Raw genomic sequence first — 20,355 nt, 5'->3', positions numbered from 1 at the left:
CGGAGAGCAATCGCGGTTGGTGTACGCGTTGAAACGGTTTACATTAGGACTCTCGCGCATTGCCAACCTGGAGAAAAAATGAGACGTATTCTTGCGGCTGCCACCTTAAGCGTGCTAGCAACAAGCGCTTTTGCGAACGCGAACAGCGATACTTGCCAGCAAAAGCAGGACAAGATCAGCCAGCAAATCGAGTACGCGCGTGCGCATGGCAACACTGCGCAAGTCAGGGGTCTTCAGACCGCACTTGATCAGACCCGGAAGAATTGTTCCGACGCGTCGCTTGAAAAGAGACGTCAGCACCGCATTACCCAGGCGCAGGCCAAAGTCGAATCCCGGGAAGCCGATTTGAAAAAGGCCCAGGATAAAGGCGATAGTCCCAAGAAAATTGCGTCCCGCCAGCGCAAGCTGGACGAAGCGCGGGAGGAACTCAAGCGCGCTCAGGAGCCAGTCGGGCCTTGATTAACGTAAATGTATCTTGATTAAAACCCGAGAGGCGGGCTTCATGCCCGCCTCTCTTCACTAGCTGGATCAGCTTCTGGTTTCGGCTAGCGCGCCCAAGATGGACACGATCTCGCCAAACAGCGGCCGGTCATCATTCTTCTCGCTCAGGCATCTGTTTTTCAGTTCGATCAATGAAGGCTCGACGGACTCGCATCGATCGATCAATTCTTCCAGCATGCAGCCATAGGCCCTCACTTCAAGACGCTCAAGCGATAAAGCCAGAGCGCCCTGAGGCGCATAAAACGACGCCGCGCCGAAGTCTCCCAGCAACGCGCGACCTTCACCGCAGTGCAGGATGTTGTGCGCGTAGAGATCGCCATGCATGATCCCTTTTGCGTGCAAATGACACGCAGCCGATGCGATTGCCGAAGCAATGCGCAACGCGGATGTTGGTGTGAACTGTGTACCGTTCGCGTAGATATCGCGCGTGCACGAATCGAGGCTCGGCGGTCCCGCGAGATTCCTGAATTCCGGATCGATCAGCGCCATCACGAGTGCGTCGGTTCCTCGCGGATGTCCGCGCACCTTGCCAAGTACCGAGATGAGGTTCGGATGCTCGCCCGCGTTGATGCACGCGGCCATTTCACAGTGGGGCAAGCCGTCGCTCGTTACCGCGCCCTTGAACAACTTGACCGCGACCGGTTGGGCAGCGCCGTTGCCCGTCGAATATTCCGCACGATAGATCACGCCTGAAGCGCCTTCGCCCAGGACATGTTGAAGCTCAAGATCCTGCCAATCGACAAGGTCGATCGGCGTGTGGGTCAGCGCATTTGTTTCGAGTGCTTCACTTAGCGGATTGCCCGCATATGCGAGCCACGACAAACGCGGCATTAACGCAAGCCACGAAGGCAATTCATCAAGCCGGTTCGCGGCGAGCCTGAGCAATTCCAGGCGTGAGCAAGCCGCAAGCGTGGGTGGCAAGGTTCGCAGGCGATTACCCGCGAGCATCAGCTTCTGAAGCTGTGTGCAGTTTCCTATCTCGGACGGCAACGCTTCAACGTGGTTATCGGTGAGAATCAGCCAGCGAAGATTGGCAGGCAGCGCCGCGCCCGTCACCCTGGCAATACGATTGGCTTTGAACCCGACCATGCTCAACTTCGGGCACTTGCCCAGGACCTCTGGCAATTCAGTGAACGCGTTGTTGGAGCAGAAGATGATGCGCAGCTTTTCAAGCCTCGGCAGATCGTCCGGAAGCGAAGACAACGCGTTGCCGGACAAGTCGAGTGACTCCAGCGTATCGGCGAGATCGAAAATTTCGCGTGGAAATTCCGTCAGGCCGCAAGCGAGCTTGAGTTGCCGGGTGCCGGCCGGCAATCCGGCGCGCAGTTCTTCGAGCGTGGTGATCATCAATGCGTGCGAGTATCCGAGGGTGATGCCGTTCTGGCATAGCCCGATTCTACGGGGAAACGCTTTGGCCGGATGATCGGCCGGCTCCGGCCTCCCGCGCCATATCGATGAAAGCACGCAGCGCCGACGAAGTTCTTCGCTGGCGCGGGTAATACATCATGAAGCCCGGAAAATACGGACACCAGTCTTCGAGCACGGAAACGAGCCGCCCCTGGTTGATGTGTTCGGTAACCGAGCCTTCAATGGCAAAGCCGATGCCAACTCCATCAAGCGCCGCCTGCAACGCAAGGTGCATGGTGCCGACCGTGACGCGCCCTTTGACGTCCATCTCGAGCTGCGTGCCGTCTTTTTCCAGTTCCCACTTATAGAGTCTGCCGCTCGGAAACCTGTACCGGATGCAGTTGTGATCGAAGAGATCGTTGGGATGGCGCAGCGGCGCACGCCCTTCCAGATAGGCCGGGGACGCGACTACAAGGCCACGCTGCGCCGGGCCGATTGCAACCGCGACCATGTCCTCCGGCACGGACTCCTGAAACCGGATGCCGGCGTCGAAACCCAAACCGACGATATCGGCGAGGCTGTCATCTTCGACAATCTCCAGCGCAATGTCCGGGTAAGCGGCAAGAAAGCGCGACATGAGCGGCGCGACCACGAGCCGCGCGGCAACGTGCGACATGTTCAGGCGCAACGTGCCGGTTGGCGTTGCGCGGAAGTCGTTCATTTCCTCGAGCGCGTCGCCCAGGTCGTGCAGCACTGGCTGAAGACGTTCGAGCAGGCGCTGGCCGGCGTCGGTCAGTGCGACGCTGCGTGTGGTGCGGTTGATCAGGTTGACGCCCAGCCGTTCCTCGAGTCCGCGGATTGCATAGCTGACCGCCGATGTGGAAAGTCCCAGCTCGGCGCCTGCCTTCCGGAAACTGGCATGACGGGCGACGGCGGCGAATGCGGAGAGATGCGAAAGGTTGTCGGGACGCATGATTGTGCAGGATTATTCAACGATACATGCGGAAAATCAAGCTTGTGCCGGGGCGATGTGCTCGTTATTGTGCGTGTATGTTCAACAAAGCCAGAGAGGAAACTTACATGTTTCAAGCCCGAGGATATGCCGTTCATAGCGCGACCACGCCGCTTGTTCCCTTTAGCTTTACGCGCCGGGATACCGGCGCCCATGACGTTCGCATCGAAATCCTGTACAGCGGCATTTGCCATTCCGATCTTCATCAGGCGCGCGATGACTGGAGCAATGCGCTGTATCCCATGGTGCCGGGCCATGAAATTGTCGGGCGCGTGGTGGAGGTCGGCAGCAGCGTCCAGAAGTTCAAGGTGGGCGATTACGCAGGCGTGGGCTGCATGGTGGATTCATGCCGCCACTGTTCGGCGTGCCGCGAGAACCTCGAACAGTATTGCGAGGAAGGCGCGACCTGGACCTACAACGGGAAGGAACGCGGCAGCGATCAACTGACTTTCGGCGGCTACTCCGATCAGATCGTGGTGGAAGAGCGTTTCGTGGTGAAAGTGTCCGCGGACCTGGACTTGAAGGCGGTCGCGCCGCTATTGTGCGCGGGTATCACGACCTACTCGCCGCTGCGGCACTGGAACGTGGGCCCGGGTCAGAAAGTTGGCGTGATCGGGCTGGGCGGACTCGGACACATGGGCGTCAAGTTTGCGAAGGCGCTGGGCGCGCACGTGGTCATGATCACCACGTCGCGGGCTAAGGGTCAGGATGCGAGCCGCCTGGGCGCCGACGAAGTGCTGGTCTCGACCGATTCCGCCGATATGGCCGCGCACGCAGGCAGCTTCGATTTCCTGCTCAACACCATTCCGGTCGGGCACGACCTCAATCCCTACATGGCGCTGCTCAAGCGCGACCGGACCATGGCTCTCGTCGGCGTGTTGACGGATACGGAACCGCTCGCGGGCGTGAGCGTGATCTTTGGACGCAAGGCGGTGGCTGGATCGGCAATCGGCGGTATGGTCGAGACACAGGAGATGATGGATTTTTGCGCCGAGCACGGCATTGTCAGCGACGTTGAAATCGTACCCATACAGGCTGTGAATGAAGCCTACGAGCGCCTGCTCAAGAATGACGTGAAGTACCGCTTTGTGATCGATATGGCTTCGCTCGCCGCAGCATGAGCGACCATTAGTGAAGTGAGTCCGTCGCCCGGGCCACGCATTCGCGTGGCCTTTTTCTTACTCGTCGCCCACCACGTGTCCTGCCCCGAAGCGCCGGTAAACCATTCGCGCCGCGTAATCCAGCAAGAAGCCAAGCGCGCCGATCACCAGGATTACAGCCGTCAGTTCGGAGTAAGCAAGACGGTCGCGGGTATCGAGGATCAGATATCCGAGTCCTGCGCTGACACCAAGCATTTCCGCCGGCACGAGCACGATCCAGAGAATCCCGATCGCAAGCCGCACGCCGGTCAAAACATGCGATGCGATGCCCGGCACGTAGACATGCCACAGCATTTCGAAACGCGTCGCGGCCAGGCTCTCGCCGAGTTGCAGCCAGCGTTTGTCGATCTGCGCAACGCCCGCAGCCGTGCTCATCACAAGCGGCCACAACGCGGCGAACGCGAGCAGGAAGTACACGGCTTTATCGCCGACACCGAGCGACATGACCGCTATCGGCATCCATGAAAGCGGCGAGATCATGCGCAGGAATTGCAGCGTGGGAGACAACGCGGCATCGAGCCAGCGCAGCCTGCCGATCAAAAATCCGAGCGGCACGCCTATCACCAAAGCCCATGCGAGACCCACCGCAATGCGGCGCAAGCTCGTGACAACGTGCTCGAACAAGCGGTCATCGCGAATGAGCGAGGGCAGCGCGGCAATGGCGCGCGTTGGCAGGAACTGGGCCGCAAGGCTATCAGGACTTGCCACGACCGTCAGCACGAGCCACCACAAGCCCACCACCGCCACGATGCCGGCGATCCCCGGCCAGATACGCCCGAACCACGAGCGCCGGCGTGGAGACGGTCTGGAACCGCCCTCCACGGGCGCGGACGATGAAGAAGACACGCTAGACAACGATACGCTCCGAACGCGCGAAGCCTTCGGGCAAACCGAAGGTCTTCATGCCGCCAACCGCTGCAATGCTGTTCTTCACAAAACGGTCGTCGACCAGATCCCGCGCCACGAATGCCGGGTCGAGCTTCGCGAGGAACTGCGCGTTGCCTTCCACCTGCGTGGTCTTCATCCGCTTCACCAGTTCCTCGGTATAGCTCGGAAACGGATAGGGCTGAAAATCGATGCGCTTCTCGTGCCAGTCCGCATGAACAATGGCGCGATCGGCGAGATAACGGCCCGCCTCGTCCGGCGAGGGTGCAAGCACGCGCGTGAGCACTTGCGGCGTATGCGGCGTGTAGTGGTTCTTGCCTTCCTTCGACAAAACCTGCGCCGCTTCGGCCGGATGCTCGCGTGTCCAGACCTGCGCTTTCACGATTGCATCGACGACCTTTTGCGACCATGCCGCGCGCCCGCTCAGGTCCTGCTCGTGCATGAACACGACACAGCACGCATGGCTTTTCCAGACGTCGCCGGTAAAGCGCAGCACCTTGCCGATCTTCAGCCCCTCAGCCGCTGCATTGAACGGCTCCGCAACGATAAACCCCGCGATCTGCCCCGACGCCAGCGCCGGTGGCATGTCGGAGGGCGCCATCACGATCAGGTTCACCTCGTTGGGCTTGAGGGCATCGGTTTTCTTGAGCACGGGCACGAGCCCTTGCGAGCGCAGCATGTCCTGCAAGACGAGGTTATGGATCGAATACCAGAACGGCACGGCAACGGTCTTGCCGCCAAGATCGCCGAGCTTGGCGATGGACGGCGCGACCGTCAGCCCCGATCCGTTGACGTGATTCCACGCGACCACCTTGGCTGGTGCCTGGCTGCCGTAGCGGGCCCAGACGGTCATGGGCGAGAGCAGGTGAACTACGTTGACCTGGCCCGAGAGGAACGCTTCGACCAGTTGCGCCCAGCTACGCAGAAGCGTTGGTTTGTCGGCTGCGATGCCGGCTGCATCGAAATAGCCGTTGTTATGCGCGACGAGCAGCGGCGTGGCGTCGGTGATCGGCAGATAGCCTATGCGCACGGGCCCGTTTGAATCGCTCGCGGCGCGCGCGTTCAACGAACTCAGCAACGGCGCCGCGCCCGCGACGGTAAACATGGATGCGAGTTTCAGCCACTCGCGGCGGGACATCGGAAGCTGGCACATGGTGATCCTGCGTTTCCTGCATCGATTGAAAGTTAAGCCGGGTGCCGGCCTTTTTTATGCTGCGTTCTTGCCGCGCGCCATGGAATCCTGCAGCGCCTGGAGAATCTCGATGCGCAACGCGCCCAGCGCCTGGACCTCGGCCGCACGCGGCGCGCTCACCGTGACGCGCCATTGCGCGATCAGCGAACCTTGCGCGCCGAGCAGCACGATGCGATCGGAGACCAGCAACGCTTCATCTATGTCATGCGTCACCAGCACCGTACCCGCGTGCGTGTCCTGCACGACCTTGAGCAGCAGACGCTGCATGTCGGCGCGCGTGACTTCATCAAGCGCGCCGAAGGGTTCGTCGAGCAGCAGCGCGCGCGGTTGACGCGTGAGACAGCGGGCGAGGGCGGTACGCTGCGCCATGCCGCCGGATAACTGGCGCGGCATGTAGGTTCGAGCGTGGGCAAGGCCGACTTCATCGAGCGCGGCGGTCACCCGGTCGCGCCGTTCGCCACGTGTAAGCGACGGTTGCCGCGAGAAGCCAAGTCCGAATCCCACATTGCGTTCCACCGATAACCACGGCAGCAGGCAAGGGTCCTGAAACGCAAGGGCGACGTCGGGGCGTGGGCCATCGAGCGGCGCGCCATCCACGAGGACATGTCCCGATGTCGGCTTGAGCAATCCCGCGATAATGCGCAGCAAGGTCGACTTACCGGAACCGCTTGGCCCGAGGACGGAAACCAGTTCGCCGGGTTGAACGCTCAGGTCCACGCCGCGCAATACGGAGCGTCCGGGAAAACTCAGGCTCAAGCCTCGCGCTTCGATAAGCGGCTGCTGCGTGCTCATGCGGCGTGTGCCTTTGCATGCAGCGCGAGCTGGTTTTTCAGTTGCATGAGACTCGGCGTGACGATGGGCACGAACGCCGCTTCGCGCATGCGGCGTGCCGTGCCGCCTTGTCCGCGCAAGTAGCCACGACCGCCGGTGACCTGGACTTCGAGCCCGACAGCCGCTTCCACGACCGCTGCCAGTGCAATCCGGATCTCGAACAGCGCAGCAGGTGCTGCAATAAAAATGCCTTTGAGCACGCCGTCTTTCAAACGATGCGTAAGGTCTTCAAGTTCATTCGCGAGATGTTCTGCTTCGCCGGCGACAGCGGCGCGCGATCCCGGACCCGCCTCGCCGACGGCCGCAAGGCAGCGCCGTGCAAGGCCCACCGACATGCCGCACTGAAGGCCGAGAAAGCCCGGGCGCACGCGGGCGAGCCACGCGGGGGCATCGGCGGTGATGCGGAATGATTGGTCGAGCACGGTGCCTTCCACGCGCAGCGCCGCGGTATTGCTCGAACGCAGCGCGATCAGGTCAAGGTCTTCACTGCGCGTCACGCCTTTGGCGTCGTGCGGTATCGCGAAGATGGAGGGCGGCACGCCGCTTTCCTGCGATGCATGATCGAACGCGGCGGCGGCCACAAAACCTTGCGGACGCAAGTTGGTAATCCACGGCAAACTGCCGTCGAGCGTCCATTGGTCGCCATTGAGCGAGCGCGCTTTCATCTGCAACGGTTCGATGTTCGACAGGTATTTCATCGCATTCGAAAGACCCGTTGCGCCCGCGAGTTCGCCACTTAACAACGTGTCCAGCCAGCGCGTGCGCAAGCTTTCGTTCGAGCTTTGCAGCACATATTCGATAAACGTCCGCTGTCCCCAGAACACGAACGCGGCCGCGAGAGATTGCTCGGCGACATGCGCCACGGCTTCAATGGCATCCGCGATGGTCGCGCCCGAGCCGCCGAAATGAGCCGGCACGCCGATACGAAACACGCCTGCGCGGCCGAGCCGAGGCAGGATCTCTGACGCAAGTGCCTGCGTTGTATCGATAGCTTCGGCATTCGTGGCGAGCCACGCGTCGAGTTCGGACGTATCCGGCTGCAGCCCTTGGGATGTCATGCAGCGTTCGCCTTGGCTTGAGGTTCCCATTTGTACGCCGCGAGTTCCGGGTTGAGTTCGTTTTGCGCCAGGTTGTTGGCGAAGTTGCATAGCGTGGCGAGGCTCACGCCGAGCACGACTTCGAGTGCGTTGGCATCGGTGAAGCCGGCCGCGCGGAACGTGCTCAATTCGTTATCCGATACCGCGCCACGTGCCGCGATGACGGCGCGCGTGAAGACCGCGACAGCATTGAGACGTGCGTCGCTGACAGGCGTCTGATCGCGGATCGAATCGACTACCGGCGCGTCCAATTGTGCCTTCTTCAGTGCGACCGCCGTGTGTCCGGCGACGCAAAAACCGCAGCCGTGAACGGCGGCGGCGGTGATCTGCACGGTCTCGCGTTCGGCGAGTGTCAAGCCGCTGCGTCCGTTGATGCCCGCGACGGTCAGATAGGTTTCGAGCGCGACGGGCGCGTTCGCGAGCGACGCCACGAGATTGGGCAAAAAGCCGTTGTTCGCCAACGCCTTCTCGAGAAAAGGGCGGCTGGCTTCAGGCGCGCTTTCAATGGTTTGCAACGGCAGACGGCTCATGACGGTTCCTTGTAGTCGAGCCTGCATTGTCCGCGATGAGCCGTGCTCCCGGCAATGCGCGTGCGTCTGCGATTCATGCGCGTTTGTCTTTTTTAGTGGACCGCGTCCATTGGCTCTTGCGCCCGGTTTCGCCTGTAAGCGCCCGGCTGCTCGCCGGTCACACGCTTGAACGCTTGCGCGAACGCCGATTCGGACTGGTAGCCCACGAGTCCCGCGGCGTCGGGCGTCGGCGTGCCGCTTCGAAGCATTGTAGCGGCTACCTTCATACGAACCAGCGTGACGAATTGCGCGGGTGGCTGGCCGCATGCTTCCACGAACTGCTTGCAGAACCGCGCGCGGGACATGTGAACGAACTCGGCCATTGAATCGGTGGTCCACCGCTTCGCGGGGGTATCGATGATCGCCGTGATCAGCGGCGCGAACTCCGCCCGCCTCATGAGCGACCAGAGGCCGGGCGCGATGTCTTCGCGTGCGGCGACCGAGCGCAGCGCATAGAAGAACAGCAGCTCGGTCAGACGCGTGATCAACGCCGACGGCATATCCGGATGACGATGCGCTTCCGCACGAATCAGGTCGAACACGGCGCGTGGACCGTCGAGCGCCGCGCAGTCGCGACGGGCGACGATGTGCTCGGGAATCAGGCCCAGCAGCTGGTCGTCGAGGCCGGAGCGGAATTCGAAGAACCCGCAGGCAAGGCCGAGGCTCGGCTCCTGCGATTCCTGATCGGATTGCAAGGGCTGCATGGCGCCGGCACGCGCGCTTTCCTGACCGGCTGGCGGCGCTGCAGGTGAAGGCGAAAGACAGTGCGGCATGTCGTGCAGGAGAAACACGGCGTCACCTTGCGTCAGATGCACACCCGACGCGCTGCGCCCGGATCTGGCCGGCAGGTGCAGCCAGCATTCGCCATGCAGTACGACATGAAAGCTGGCTTGCTGGTGACCCGCGGTCGATGCCTGCCACGCCCCGCAATACTGGCCGACGTGAAACAGCGTGCTTTTCAGTTCGAGACCGGCGAGTAGCCAGTCGGCAATTCTTTCAGCGTTGGATGACATGACAGGAGTCGGAAAGGGTCAGCGAGCGAGATCCATACCTACCTGTCATGCCGTGTTTATGCAAAGAACTTGTTGTTGGATGCTTATGCGGTTTTGCGAATTTACTTCACGTTCTTCAACCCACTGGTTCGCCCAGATTGAGCATCAACCGGTTGGCCCACGCAAAAATGGCGATGGAATGAATCAGGTCGAGAATCTCATCATCGCTGAGTCCAACGTCGCGCAAGGCTTTCAACTGAGCCGGTTCGACATGGCCCGGCGTAAGCGTCAGATCAATCGAAGCCCGCACGATCGCCTTCTCGCGCGGCGTGGTTCCTGCGGTGACCGGATCATTGAACACTTGTTCGATCACGTCGTCGCGCCTGGCCAACTGCTCGAAACGCTGCGCATGCACCGACGCGCAATACACGCAGCCGTTGATCCGCGATACCACGGTCGACGCCAGCTCGCGTTCCGCGCGCGGCAGGCCGCCCGGCGCATACATGATTGCGTTGAACGCAGCCGAACGCTGCCTCAGGATCTCCGGCTGATGCACGAGGAACAGGTAGTAATCGGACTCCTTCGCCTTCGGATGACTTTCTTCGAGCACGGCGACTTGTTCGGGCGAAGCATCGCCGAGTTGCACGATGTCAAGCCAGGCGTCCCAGCCGAGCACGCGGTTCGTGAATCCATGCGCTTCAATCAGACGGCTCATGCTGCCTCCGTTGCGTTCAATGCCTGCAGCGCGCGAAGTCCGGCGGCAAGGCGGATCTGATAGGAAAGGAACGCGATCAATTGCGCCAGGGCGACTACGGCAGGCGTTGAAATGCCTGCTGCGGGCAGACGTTCGAGCGCGGCCTTATCGCCATTGATGGGCGATTCGATCAGCGTGCGCGTGAAGACCAGCATTGCGTGCAGGCGCGGCTCCTGTGTGCCGATGGAACCCTGAGCGATCTGATTGATCACAGCGCGATCCACGTCAATGGACGCAAGCCGTTCCGCGTAGTGCGTGGCAAGCGCCGGAGCGTTCGACAACGTGCATGCGTACAGCGCAACCAGCAACCGGTCGCCAAGCGATAAATCCGGCAGCGCCGGGTCGAACAGCGCGTCATAGCTGCGCTGCGTCGCGTCGGCGACCTTTTCGCGCTGATGCCTTGTGGCATGAGTCACCGAGCCGGGCGTAAGACCCGCGATGCGGTCGACAATATCTGTAGCGGGATCGTAAGTGTCTCTCATGGTTGCTCCATTGCGCGTGCGTTTGAAGTTGTCGCGGCGTTGAGGAAATCGAGTACGGCGCGCCACGATGCTTCGTCGGCGTGTGCGTTCGCGGCAGGATGGCCGCCGCCGGTGCTGATGCGCCCCGACACGGGATGCGCATACACGAGTTGCGTGGTCGGCACGTAGGGGAAGAGGATGGCGTGGCCGGCTTTGTCGAAGTCCAGATGGCGAACCGGATACGCATGCCGTTCCCGCTCAAGCCGCTTGACGACCATGCGCGAATAGTCGGACGAGGGCCATGAACCGTCATCGGTTCCGGAAAACAGGAGCACGGGTCCATTGATTCGTTCCACGCGAATCCGGGCACGTTCCACCGCTTGTTCATCGAGCAATGCGGTGCGGATTGCGCGTTCATGCCGATGGGGCGGCGGACCTTCGTCGAACGGCTTCCAGCTTGCCGTACGATTGTTTTCCCAGAGATGCGGCAGCGGTTCGCCATCGAGCAGCCATGTGGGACCTTCACGGCCCGTCGCGGGATCGGCGGCATTTTGCGCGCTATGAACGACCGCGCCCGGTACATAACCAATCACTGCCTTGAGTCGATCCGGATAAGTCGCGCCGAGCAACAACGCAAGTTCGCCGCCACGCGATTGTCCGCTGACTGCAATGAAGCCATGCGCGGGTTGCAACTCGCGGTGGATCCAGTCGAGCGCGCGGCGGAAGTATTCCAGCGGCGTGTTCGAGATGTAGTCGGACAGCCCCGGCGTCTTGAAGTAACCGAGCGCCAAAGCCGCGTATCCACGCGATGCATACAACGCGCCGCGCGGTTCATTGATGCCGCCGCCCGATCCATTCAGCACGAGCACGACCGGATGCGGCCCCTGCGTTGCGGGAACGAACAGCGTGCCAATGCAGCCGTCCACGCGCATCTCGCGCCGCTGAACGCCCGGCGCCATCAGGCGCTGCGTCAACACGCCCGCGGTCACGCGCTGCCCATCGGCGTCGAAGACTTCAATGTGAGTCGTCAACGCCTCCGATACGTCCGCTGGAAACACTTCGCGTTTTCCAGTCTCAACCGGAGTTTGCGACCAAATGAGTCCCATAGGCGAAACGTCGCTGTAATCGCCTTGAACCGGCGCATCGCGCGAAACATCGACAACGCCCCGATCATCTGCGCGAAAGACCGCGCGGCTTGTCCAGATCGCGCCGTCGCCGCGTGCGGTTTGCGTGCGCAACTCGATCAACGAGTCCGGCTGCGCGCCGCTTACGGTAATGTGGCGCGGGACATCGATCAGGTCGTCGGCCGGCGAGATGGCGATTTCGATAATGCCAGCCATATCCGCCTCAATTGCCACTGCGCGTGACCATCATTGCGGTTGTCCGGTCGCTGACGGCCGGCGTCACCTTCAGCCCTTTCTTCGCGGCCCAGATGTTCTCGTAGTGGAACAGCGGAATGATGCCCACGTCGTCGCTCACCACTTTCACCGAGCCGCGCAGGATGGCTTCGCGCTTGGCCGCGTCGAACTCGGCGGTGGCGGCATCGAGCGCGTGATCGACAGCCGGGCTGCTATAACGCCCCCAGTTCGATGAACCAATGCCTTTCTTCGTATCGACGGTGCCGAGTATGTTCACGAGCGCATAACTTGCTTCGCCCGTGCCGTTGCCCCACGCAATCATGCTCATGGCGAATTCGTTCTTGTTCGCGCGGCTCGCGTAGCTGGCCCACGGCATGACCTCGACCTTCGTCTTCACGCCAATGCGCGCCCAGAATTGCGCGACCGCCTGCGCGGTTTCCGGCGCTTGCGGATAGCGGTCGTTCGGCACGCTCAAGGTCAACTGGAAGCCGTCGGGAAAACCTGCTTCGGCCAGCAGTTTCTTCGCCTGCGCGGGATCGTTCGGAATGTCCTTGACCTCGGGGTTGTAACCGAAGGTCTTTGCCGGCATCCACTGGTTTGCGACTGTCGCCGCGCCCTGCAAGATGCGGTCGGTGATCGCGGGACGGTTGATCGCCAGGGACAACGCGCGGCGCACGCGCACATCGAGCAGCGGATTTTTCGGCAGGGGCTTGCCGGCGTTATCGGTGATATAGGGGCTCGGGCCTTCGCGGAAGCTCGGCTGAAGCAGCAACACACGCAAGCCTGGGTAGGCGTAGACCGAGACCTTCGGCGACTGTTTCAGGCGCGGCAAGTCGGAAACGGAGACCTTGTCGATCATGTCCACGTCGCCTGAGAGCAGCGCCGCCGTGCGGGCCGCCGCATTGCTGACATAGCGATAGTTCACCGTGTCCCAGATTGGCTTCGCGCCCCAGTAGGCGTCGTTGCGCTTCATCACCACGCGGTCGCCCGGCGTGTATGAAACGAACTTGTACGGTCCCGAGCCCACCATTGCACGGCCGGCGTTGTAGTCTTCACTCGATGACTTCTCGCCCACATGCTTACTGATGATGTGCACCGATGTCAGGTTGAGCGGCAGGTCCGGCGTCGGCGTGCTGGTCTTGATGACGAGCGTGTACGGATCGGGTGCGCTCACCGAAGCGATGGTACGCAGGTAGCCCGCGAAGGTCGCAATGGTGCCCGGGACATTGCGGGCGCGCTGGTAAGAATAGATTACGTCATCGGCGGTAAAAGGGGTACCGTCCTGCCACTTTACGTCATGGCGCAGCTTGAATTCCCATGTGTCGTTGCCCGTTGCCTTCCAGCTTGTTGCAAGACCGGGCGCGAGCGTGTTGTCGTGGTTCTCCACCAGCAAGTCCCAGAAATGCAGGTCCACGGAACGGTCGCCGGCATAGTTGTTCAACTGCGGATCAAGCGATGAGAGCGGGTCGGCGAACGCAATGTTGAGCGTCTGCGCAGATGCAGCCGAACTGAACAGCGCCGCGCCGGCAAGCGCGACGCTCAGCGTGGAAAGGATCAAGCGGTTCACGATGCAATTCCTTTTTATAAGTGTGTTCTGGATTGAAGAATCAATGCGTGTCGTTCAAATGACAGGCGCTGATATGTTCAACAGCGATACCGCGCAAGGCCGGAACTTCTGTCCTGCAACGCGGCATTGCGTGCGGACATCGCGGATGAAAATGACAGCCCGATGGCGGCGCGAGCGGACTCGGCATCTCGCCGCGAATGGCGGTGAAGCGCCTCTTGCGTGCATCCATACGTGGGATTTCCGCGAGCAAGGTCTGCGTGTATGGATGGTTCGGATGCCGGAATATCTCTTCCACTGGCGCGCTTTCGACCACGCGCCCGAGATACATGATCACCACGCGATCCGACAACTGTTCGACCACGCCCAGGTCGTGGCTGATGAACAGGTAGGTCAGGTTGAGCTGCTCGCGCAGATCCATGAAGAGGTTGAGTATCTGCGCCTGAATCGATACATCCAGCGCGGCGACCGCTTCGTCGCAGACGAGCATGGACGGATTGACAGCAAGCGCCCGCGCTATGCCAATGCGCTGTCGTTGACCGCCGCTGAACTCGTGCGGATATCTGTCGGCAAGTGCTGGATCGAGACCTGCGCGCTTTAATTGTGCGGCCACATACGCGTCGAGATCGGCGCGATCGGTCATGCCGTGAACAAGCGGCGCCTCACCAACGATGTCCCGCACGCGTCGCCGTGGATTCAGGCTCGAATAGGGATCCTGGAAGATCATCTGGATGGCGAGCCGGGCGGCGCGCAGCGCGTCGGGCGACATCGTTTCGCGAATCTCGCCGTCGACCAGTACGTCGCCTTCTGTCGGCGCGATAAGACCCGAAACCATGCGGCCGAGCGTCGATTTTCCGCAACCCGATTCGCCGACGAGTCCGACTACTTCGCCAGGTTGTATCGCGAGATTCACGTGATCGACCGCGCGTGTGACCGCATGCGGCGCTAGGAGCTTTCGTTCACGCAGCCAGCGCGCAGCGGCGTTGTCGTTTCGTTCGCCGAAGCGCTGGCTGACGCCGCGCAGTTCAACGAGCGCGCGTGTATTGATTTGGCTCATGCCGTCGTCTCCTTGCGCACGTCGGCGTGACGGCCCGGATGGAAGCAGCGCACGAGATGCGTGCCATGGTCGGACGCTTTTGCCGCGGGCGACGGACCAAGGGCGGGCGGCGTCATGCACACGGCGCTCGCGCGCGTGCAGCGCGGCGCGAACGCGCAGCCCGGCGGCAGCGAGCGCAAGTCAGGCGTGATGCCCGCTATTTGCGTGAGCCGCCGGTGACGCGTATTCAGGCTCGGCAAACTATCGATCAGACCCGCCGTGTAGGGATGCTGCGGGTGATCGAGCACGGCATCGACTGTACCTTGCTCGACGATCCTGCCCGCATACATGACGGCGATGTCATCGGCGAGACCCGCGACCACGGACAGGTCGTGCGTGATCCAGATCAGCGACGTGCCTTGCGTCCTCACCAGCCTTTGCACTTCGGACAGGATCTGCGCCTGGATGGTGACGTCGAGCGCGGTCGTGGGTTCATCGGCAATGATGAGATCGGGTTGATGCAGCATCGCAATCGCGATCGCCACGCGCTGGCGCATGCCGCCCGACAATTGATGTGGATAGGCACGCAGGCGCTCGCCGGGACTCGCGATGCCCATTGCGGCCAGTGCTTCGCTTGCCTGCTCGCGCGCGGCGCGCCGGCTTACATCCCGATGCGCGCGCACGGCCTCGATCATCTGCGCATCCACGCGTTGCACGGGGTTGAGCGTGGACATCGGATCCTGGAACACCATCGCAATACGGCTGCCGCGCAAGCGCCGCATCTCGGCTTCGGGCAGGCCGACGAGGTTCTTGCCCTTGAACAGGATTTCGCCGCCGACCACGCGGCCGGGTGCATCGACAAGTCCCATGATCGAGAATCCCGTCACCGATTTCCCCGACCCCGACTCGCCGACAAGACCCAGCACACACGCGCGCCCAAGCCTGAGCGATACGTCTTCGACCGCCGGCAACTCTCCTTCGCGCGTGAGGAAGCGCGTTTTAAGACCGCGGACTTCGAGCGTGGTATCGGAGGTATGAATAGGCATGCCGCTCATTTCACGAACCTCGGATTGAGCAACTCGCGCAACCGGTCGCCAACCATGTTGATGGATACGAGAATCGCGAGCAGTGCGAGTCCCGGATAAACGCTGGTCCAGTATTCGCCGGAGAGCATGGTCTGGTAGCCGTTGGCAATGAGCAGCCCGAGCGATGGTTCGGTGATCGGCACGCCGAGTCCGAGAAAGGACAGCGTTGCTTCAAGCGTGATCGCGCGCGCGACTTGCAGCGTGCCGACCACGATCAGCGGCGGCAGGCAATTGGGCAGCATATGAACCAGCACGATGCGCCAGTTTGGAATCGCGAGGCTGCGCGCCGCTTCCACATATTCGCGCCGCGCTTCGACGAGCGCTTGCGCCCGCGCAGTCCGCGCGTAATACGCCCACTCGATCAATACCAAAGTCAGTACGACGTTCGTCACGCTCTTGCCAAGGAACGCGAGCAGCATCATTGCAACGAGGATGGACGGGAAGGCGAGCAGCAAGTCGACAAGCCGCATGATGAGGCTGTCGATTTTCCCGCCCGCGTAAGCCGCGATCAATCCGAACACCGTGCCGACCACGCCTGCAATGACCGCCGACCCGAGGCCCACGGACAAGCTCAGGCGCAAGCCATAGAGCATCGCCGAATAGAGGTCGCGTCCCTGGCCGTCGGTGCCAAGCCAGTACGCATGCGTTCCGGCGCTGTTCATGGAACCGGGCGGCAGGCGTGCATCGAGGACATCGAGTTGCAGCAGGTCGTAGGGATTTTGCGGCGCGATGAACGGCGCGAAAATCGCCGCGAGCACGAGCAGGATCGCGACGATCAACGCCGCGAGCGCCACCGGCGAGCGCCCGAAATCCGCCGCAAGCTGGCGCCACGGCGAACGCCGGCGCTCGGGCGTCGCACGAGCCGGCGTGTCGGGCGCGAGAGGCGTTGTGCTCATCGCGCGCCCTCCAGCCGCACGCGCGGATCGAGAAACTTGTAGAGAATATCGACCAGCAGGTTCAGCGTGACGAACATGCACACGACCACGATCAGATACGAAAGAATCACCGGCCGGTCGAGCGCATTGATGCTGTCGAGAATCAGCTTGCCCGCGCCCGGCCACGAGAATACCGTCTCGGTCACGACCGCGAATGCAATGGTCGAGCCAAACTCCAGTCCAATCACCGTGACAAGCGGAATGAGCGTGTTGCGCAGGATATGCACGAGCACCACGCGCATGGGCGACAAGCCCTTGGCGCGCGCGAAGCGAACGTGTTCCATTGGCATGACTTCGCGCACGCCGGCGCTCGTCAGGCGCAACACGAGCGAGACCTTGAAAAGCGAGAGATTCAGCGCGGGCAAGATCAGATGGCGCAGACCGTCGATGGTCAGCCATGACCACTGCACGCCGAACAGGTTTGCGGTCGCGCCGCGACCGCTTGCGGGCAGCCAGCCGAGCTTGACGCTGAAGAGCATGATCAGCATGAGACCGACCCAGAACGTAGGCAGAGAGAAGCCGACGATGCTGCCCGTCATCAGCACTTTCGAAAGCGGATTGCGCGGATGCAGGCCTGCAAAAAGCCCGAGCGGAATGCCGATGAAAAGCGCCAGCAACAGCGCGGACACCGCCAGTTCGAGCGTGGCCGGAAGCCGTTGCAGGATCAGGCGGATCGCGGGTTCGTTATAAACGAAACTGTTGCCGAGATCGCCATGCGTGGCGCTTGCGAGGAACGCAAGGTATTGCTTCCAGAGCGGCTGATTGAGTCCCAGTTGCGCGATAATGCGCGCCCGGTCGACCTGATCCACATCCTGCCCGATGAGGATGTCGACTGGATTGCCGATTGCATGCAAGCCAACGAACACGATCAGCGTCATCAGTAGCACCACGAACGCCGCTTGCGCGACGCGGCGAACGAGCCAGCCGGTCACTGGTCCTCCGCATACTGAGGCGGTGCGTCGGCGGGCGTGAATTCATCGCCATATAGCTCGGGCTCGGCATACGCTTCGAGTGCTGCGTAATGCTGCTCCACGTCTTCCCGATACAGCGAACCCGCAATACCTTGCGCGAGGCGTTTTGCGCCCGTGCTGATGGCGGGAATGTCGCCGGAGACCGCGCCGTGCGAGAGCGTTGCCGGATAGCAGAAGCAATGGATGTTCGACAAACCCGGGCAATCGCCCGGCGTTTTTTCGAGGAATTCAAAGGCGGGTCCTACATCGGGCGAGTCCGACAATTCCGCGTCTTCGTCGCCGGATGGTGGCGCGTACCGGTCGGCCCACGTACGGATGAAAGGCGCAAACGCGGCGAACTCCGGACGCGCGCTCCAGTCGACCTTGAAGCCTGTGGAGACGATCAGGAAGTCGGCCGCGAACGTTCCCTTCGGCGTATGAATAGCGAGACCATCGTCCGTGTTTTCCACGGAGAGGACCGGGCATCCGAGATTGAACCGCACCTTCGGATGATGACGCGATACCCGCAACGTACTGCCGCGCGGCGGCGGCACCTGCACGGTATTGATGTAATGGCGGATCTTCCATTTCCATTCATCGGGGAGTGTTTGATGGCCATGTGTGAGGCCCGGATTGCCTGCGCCCTTGCCCTTGTTCACGCGCGGCAGATCGTTACGCCTGATCAGCAGGTCAACGCTTTTGGCACCCGCTTCGAGCGCGGTCGCCGCGCTGTCCATGGCGGAAGATCCGCCGCCCACCACGGCCACACGCTTGTTCGCGAGCGTGCTGAAATCGAGCGTATCCGAGGAATGCGCCCAACGCGCACGCGGCAATCCATCGATAAAACCTGGCAACGCCGGTCCGCCCAAACCATCGCGCCCGGTCGCGAGCACGACGCGGCGCGCAAAGACATTGAAGCGCTGCTCCTGCGTCCGCACACTCAGCATGACAAGGCCGTCCGCGCGCGGCGTCACGGCTTCAATGCTATGTTCGTTGCGGACATCGAGCGCCAGCACCCGGCGATACCAGACCAGATACGCCATCCATTGCAAGCGGTCGATCTTATCGAGGGCTTGCCATTCGTCGGCGCCGAACTGCGCTTCGAACCATGCGCGAAAAGTAAGCGCCGGCAATCCGAGCGCCGGCCCCGTCAATTGCTTCGGTGAGCGTAGCGTTTCCATGCGTGCGGTCGTGGCCCACGGGCCTTCGAGCCCTTGCGGCGAGCGGTCGAAAATGCACGCCCGCACGCCAAGCAACTTGAGCGCCGCCGATGCCGCCAGCCCCGCCATGCCGCCGCCGATCACCGCAACCTCCAGCACGTCCTGGCCGTCATGCGTCCTGCTCATCACCCATTCGCGCGCGGGTAGTTCGAGCAGGGACAAGTCCTCGGCAAGCCGCAGTTCGAGCGCAGTGAGCCCTTTGATCTGATTCGACGAAGCGAGGGTATCGAGGCTCACGTCGCGTGCTCTTCGGTGGGATTGAGGGTCTCGTCGGCTTCGCCATACAGTGTCTGGAGGATCGCGCCGTGCTGGCTGGCGTCGTGCAGAACGAAGTCGGGCAGGATCTCGGCGGCGGCGTGCATGAGCGCCTCGGCCGCGGCCAGAGTCGCCGCTCCCGGCGGCCGGAATTCGGGCGTGATGACGCCGAACAGGAACGGGATGCGGATATCGAGCGGGCGCAGCACGACCCCTTCCACGGGCAGCCCGCGCGCCGTCACGGGTTCGAGCACAGCAAGCCCAAGCCCCGCGCGCACGGCGCCGAGCGCGTTCAGCGACGAATTTGTTTCGATCACACCCGCGGTGCGCACGCCTGCCTGTGCGAACGCGGCATCCAGACGCGGCCGCAGCCGGTAGGGGTTCTGCATTGTCACAAGGCGACGGCGGCCAAAGTCGCTCAACGCAATTCGCTTCGATCTTGCCAACGGATCGTCGGCGCGTACGGCGGCCACGCACGCCGATTCGCCGATCCAATGCACGAGCACGCCGCGATGTTCCAGCGGCAGGCTTGACACACCCATGTCGACCATGCCGTTCAGGACTGCATCGACCACCTGTTCCGGTGCGGCGCTGCGCAAGTGCACGGATTCGATTGCATGCGTCTGGCTGAGCCGCGCCAACGCATGGGGCACGAGACCCGCTGCGAGCGCGGAGGTTGCGGCAATGGTCAGCGGCGGCGGCGCGTTCAGCGCGATCTGCGCCGCGCGCGACTTGACCTGACGCAGGCTTGCCAGCGTGCGTTCGACGTCCTGATAAAGCTCGGACGCTTCGCGCGTAGGCGCCACGCGCGGGCCAAAACGCTGGAACAGCGGATAACCGATCTCCGCTTCGAGTTCCTGGATGGAACGCGACACTGCCGGCTGCGAGCGTCCAAGCAGACGCCCGGCAGCAGTGACGCTTCCGGCGGACATGACGGCGGCAAACGCTTCGAGTTGGCGAATTTCCATGAGCCGGCAGATCGATATCGATGAATGCAGAAATTGCATTCTTGCGCTGCAAGCATGCGAAATGCAAATGATCAAAAATTATATTGATAGAACAGCCAGGCGAATAATGGTGGCGGGCATTCGTTGGACGAAAGCCGACCGCGCATCCAACGCTACGACTACGTCCCGTTCGAATATCGGCGA

General features: G+C 62.1%; 20 protein-coding genes. 2 read left to right on the top strand and 18 right to left on the bottom strand.

Annotation, left to right across the window (positions count from 1 at the left end; translation table 11 throughout):
* The first annotated feature begins 78 nt into the window (after positions 1-78).
* Complete coding sequence (locus tag ACRWA7_RS00555) at positions 79-459, top strand: DUF1090 domain-containing protein (protein WP_438390616.1); 381 nt, start codon at positions 79-81, stop codon at positions 457-459.
* Between the two features lie 69 nt (positions 460-528).
* Here the strand turns inward: ACRWA7_RS00555 and ACRWA7_RS00550 are convergent, their stop codons facing one another.
* A complete protein-coding gene (locus tag ACRWA7_RS00550) occupies positions 529-1,848 on the bottom strand; it encodes a leucine-rich repeat-containing protein kinase family protein (protein WP_438390615.1) in 1,320 nt (439 codons plus the stop codon).
* Between the two features lie 49 nt (positions 1,849-1,897).
* On the bottom strand, positions 1,898-2,821 hold the full coding sequence (locus tag ACRWA7_RS00545; RefSeq protein WP_438390614.1) for a LysR substrate-binding domain-containing protein: 924 nt from the start codon (positions 2,819-2,821) through the stop codon (positions 1,898-1,900).
* A 107-nt stretch (positions 2,822-2,928) separates the two neighbouring features.
* Here ACRWA7_RS00545 and ACRWA7_RS00540 point away from each other — a divergent pair, with 107 nt between their 5' ends.
* Complete coding sequence (locus ACRWA7_RS00540) at positions 2,929-3,981, top strand: NAD(P)-dependent alcohol dehydrogenase (protein WP_438390613.1); 1,053 nt, start codon at positions 2,929-2,931, stop codon at positions 3,979-3,981.
* A 57-nt stretch (positions 3,982-4,038) separates the two neighbouring features.
* Here the strand turns inward: ACRWA7_RS00540 and ACRWA7_RS00535 are convergent, their stop codons facing one another.
* The 16 genes from ACRWA7_RS00535 to ACRWA7_RS00460 all read right to left on the bottom strand — a co-directional run bounded on the left by ACRWA7_RS00535 (position 4,039) and on the right by ACRWA7_RS00460 (position 20,172).
* A complete protein-coding gene (locus ACRWA7_RS00535; RefSeq protein WP_060857667.1) occupies positions 4,039-4,842 on the bottom strand; it encodes an ABC transporter permease in 804 nt (267 codons plus the stop codon).
* Between the two features lie 25 nt (positions 4,843-4,867).
* Complete coding sequence (locus ACRWA7_RS00530) at positions 4,868-6,058, bottom strand: ABC transporter substrate-binding protein (protein ID WP_438390612.1); 1,191 nt, start codon at positions 6,056-6,058, stop codon at positions 4,868-4,870.
* Positions 6,059-6,112: 54 nt separating this feature from the next.
* Positions 6,113-6,889 (bottom strand): ABC transporter ATP-binding protein, encoded by a 777-nt coding sequence (locus ACRWA7_RS00525; protein WP_438390611.1) that lies wholly within the window; start codon positions 6,887-6,889, stop codon positions 6,113-6,115.
* Entirely contained in the window at positions 6,886-7,986 is a 1,101-nt protein-coding gene (locus tag ACRWA7_RS00520) for an acyl-CoA dehydrogenase family protein (protein ID WP_438390610.1), read from the bottom strand. Before ACRWA7_RS00520 ends, ACRWA7_RS00525 begins: the two co-directional genes overlap by 4 nt.
* Positions 7,983-8,555: a carboxymuconolactone decarboxylase family protein gene (locus ACRWA7_RS00515; RefSeq protein WP_438390609.1), complete on the bottom strand. Its 573-nt coding sequence runs from the start codon at positions 8,553-8,555 to the stop codon at positions 7,983-7,985. The genes ACRWA7_RS00520 and ACRWA7_RS00515 overlap by 4 nt, the downstream gene beginning before the upstream one ends.
* Positions 8,556-8,647: 92 nt before the next feature.
* The gene (locus ACRWA7_RS00510; protein WP_438390608.1) at positions 8,648-9,607 is read right to left on the bottom strand and encodes an AraC family transcriptional regulator; all 960 of its coding nucleotides are present in this window, start codon (positions 9,605-9,607) and stop codon (positions 8,648-8,650) included.
* Positions 9,608-9,722: 115 nt separating this feature from the next.
* Entirely contained in the window at positions 9,723-10,301 is a 579-nt protein-coding gene (locus ACRWA7_RS00505; RefSeq protein WP_438390607.1) for a peroxidase-related enzyme, read from the bottom strand.
* The gene (locus ACRWA7_RS00500; protein ID WP_438390606.1) at positions 10,298-10,822 is read right to left on the bottom strand and encodes a CMD domain protein; all 525 of its coding nucleotides are present in this window, start codon (positions 10,820-10,822) and stop codon (positions 10,298-10,300) included. The genes ACRWA7_RS00505 and ACRWA7_RS00500 overlap by 4 nt, the downstream gene beginning before the upstream one ends.
* The gene (locus tag ACRWA7_RS00495; protein ID WP_438390605.1) at positions 10,819-12,141 is read right to left on the bottom strand and encodes an acyl-CoA thioesterase/BAAT N-terminal domain-containing protein; all 1,323 of its coding nucleotides are present in this window, start codon (positions 12,139-12,141) and stop codon (positions 10,819-10,821) included. Before ACRWA7_RS00495 ends, ACRWA7_RS00500 begins: the two co-directional genes overlap by 4 nt.
* Before the next feature lie 7 nt (positions 12,142-12,148).
* The gene (locus tag ACRWA7_RS00490) at positions 12,149-13,726 is read right to left on the bottom strand and encodes an ABC transporter substrate-binding protein (RefSeq protein WP_438390604.1); all 1,578 of its coding nucleotides are present in this window, start codon (positions 13,724-13,726) and stop codon (positions 12,149-12,151) included.
* A 40-nt stretch (positions 13,727-13,766) separates the two neighbouring features.
* Positions 13,767-14,780 carry an ABC transporter ATP-binding protein gene (locus ACRWA7_RS00485; protein ID WP_438390603.1) on the bottom strand — a complete coding sequence of 338 codons (1,014 nt, stop codon included), beginning with the start codon at positions 14,778-14,780 and terminating at the stop codon, positions 13,767-13,769.
* Positions 14,777-15,805: an ABC transporter ATP-binding protein gene (locus tag ACRWA7_RS00480; protein ID WP_438390602.1), complete on the bottom strand. Its 1,029-nt coding sequence runs from the start codon at positions 15,803-15,805 to the stop codon at positions 14,777-14,779. Before ACRWA7_RS00480 ends, ACRWA7_RS00485 begins: the two co-directional genes overlap by 4 nt.
* Before the next feature lie 5 nt (positions 15,806-15,810).
* Positions 15,811-16,740 (bottom strand): ABC transporter permease, encoded by a 930-nt coding sequence (locus tag ACRWA7_RS00475; protein WP_060857577.1) that lies wholly within the window; start codon positions 16,738-16,740, stop codon positions 15,811-15,813.
* The gene (locus tag ACRWA7_RS00470) at positions 16,737-17,711 is read right to left on the bottom strand and encodes an ABC transporter permease (protein ID WP_060857578.1); all 975 of its coding nucleotides are present in this window, start codon (positions 17,709-17,711) and stop codon (positions 16,737-16,739) included. Before ACRWA7_RS00470 ends, ACRWA7_RS00475 begins: the two co-directional genes overlap by 4 nt.
* The gene (locus ACRWA7_RS00465; RefSeq protein WP_438390601.1) at positions 17,708-19,186 is read right to left on the bottom strand and encodes an NAD(P)-binding domain-containing protein; all 1,479 of its coding nucleotides are present in this window, start codon (positions 19,184-19,186) and stop codon (positions 17,708-17,710) included. Before ACRWA7_RS00465 ends, ACRWA7_RS00470 begins: the two co-directional genes overlap by 4 nt.
* On the bottom strand, positions 19,183-20,172 hold the full coding sequence (locus ACRWA7_RS00460) for a LysR family transcriptional regulator (protein ID WP_438391017.1): 990 nt from the start codon (positions 20,170-20,172) through the stop codon (positions 19,183-19,185). Before ACRWA7_RS00460 ends, ACRWA7_RS00465 begins: the two co-directional genes overlap by 4 nt.
* Positions 20,173-20,355 lie beyond the last annotated feature (183 nt).

The organism is Caballeronia sp. DA-9 (assembly GCF_051615025.1).
GTDB lineage: Bacteria > Pseudomonadota > Gammaproteobacteria > Burkholderiales > Burkholderiaceae > Caballeronia > Caballeronia sordidicola.
The sequence above is the reverse complement of the archived record's forward strand: the minus strand, read 5'-3'. Positions and strand labels throughout refer to the sequence as shown.

Bases quoted from the DNA above. Each gene is read 5' to 3' on its own strand.
- ACRWA7_RS00480 (WP_438390602.1), bottom strand. From the start codon at position 15,805: ATGCCTATTCATACCTCCGATACCACGCTCGAAGTCCGCGGTCTTAAA.
- ACRWA7_RS00475 (WP_060857577.1), bottom strand. From the start codon at position 16,740: ATGAGCACAACGCCTCTCGCGCCCGACACGCCGGCTCGTGCGACGCCC.
- ACRWA7_RS00515 (WP_438390609.1), bottom strand. From the start codon at position 8,555: ATGAGCCGTCTGCCGTTGCAAACCATTGAAAGCGCGCCTGAAGCCAGC.
- ACRWA7_RS00495 (WP_438390605.1), bottom strand. From the start codon at position 12,141: ATGGCTGGCATTATCGAAATCGCCATCTCGCCGGCCGACGACCTGATC.
- ACRWA7_RS00525 (WP_438390611.1), bottom strand. From the start codon at position 6,889: ATGAGCACGCAGCAGCCGCTTATCGAAGCGCGAGGCTTGAGCCTGAGT.
- ACRWA7_RS00540 (WP_438390613.1), top strand. From the start codon at position 2,929: ATGTTTCAAGCCCGAGGATATGCCGTTCATAGCGCGACCACGCCGCTT.
- ACRWA7_RS00500 (WP_438390606.1), bottom strand. From the start codon at position 10,822: ATGAGAGACACTTACGATCCCGCTACAGATATTGTCGACCGCATCGCG.
- ACRWA7_RS00485 (WP_438390603.1), bottom strand. From the start codon at position 14,780: ATGAGCCAAATCAATACACGCGCGCTCGTTGAACTGCGCGGCGTCAGC.
- ACRWA7_RS00555 (WP_438390616.1), top strand. From the start codon at position 79: ATGAGACGTATTCTTGCGGCTGCCACCTTAAGCGTGCTAGCAACAAGC.
- ACRWA7_RS00520 (WP_438390610.1), bottom strand. From the start codon at position 7,986: ATGACATCCCAAGGGCTGCAGCCGGATACGTCCGAACTCGACGCGTGG.
- ACRWA7_RS00530 (WP_438390612.1), bottom strand. From the start codon at position 6,058: ATGTGCCAGCTTCCGATGTCCCGCCGCGAGTGGCTGAAACTCGCATCC.
- ACRWA7_RS00505 (WP_438390607.1), bottom strand. From the start codon at position 10,301: ATGAGCCGTCTGATTGAAGCGCATGGATTCACGAACCGCGTGCTCGGC.
- ACRWA7_RS00545 (WP_438390614.1), bottom strand. From the start codon at position 2,821: ATGCGTCCCGACAACCTTTCGCATCTCTCCGCATTCGCCGCCGTCGCC.
- ACRWA7_RS00460 (WP_438391017.1), bottom strand. From the start codon at position 20,172: ATGGAAATTCGCCAACTCGAAGCGTTTGCCGCCGTCATGTCCGCCGGA.
- ACRWA7_RS00510 (WP_438390608.1), bottom strand. From the start codon at position 9,607: ATGTCATCCAACGCTGAAAGAATTGCCGACTGGCTACTCGCCGGTCTC.
- ACRWA7_RS00550 (WP_438390615.1), bottom strand. From the start codon at position 1,848: ATGATCACCACGCTCGAAGAACTGCGCGCCGGATTGCCGGCCGGCACC.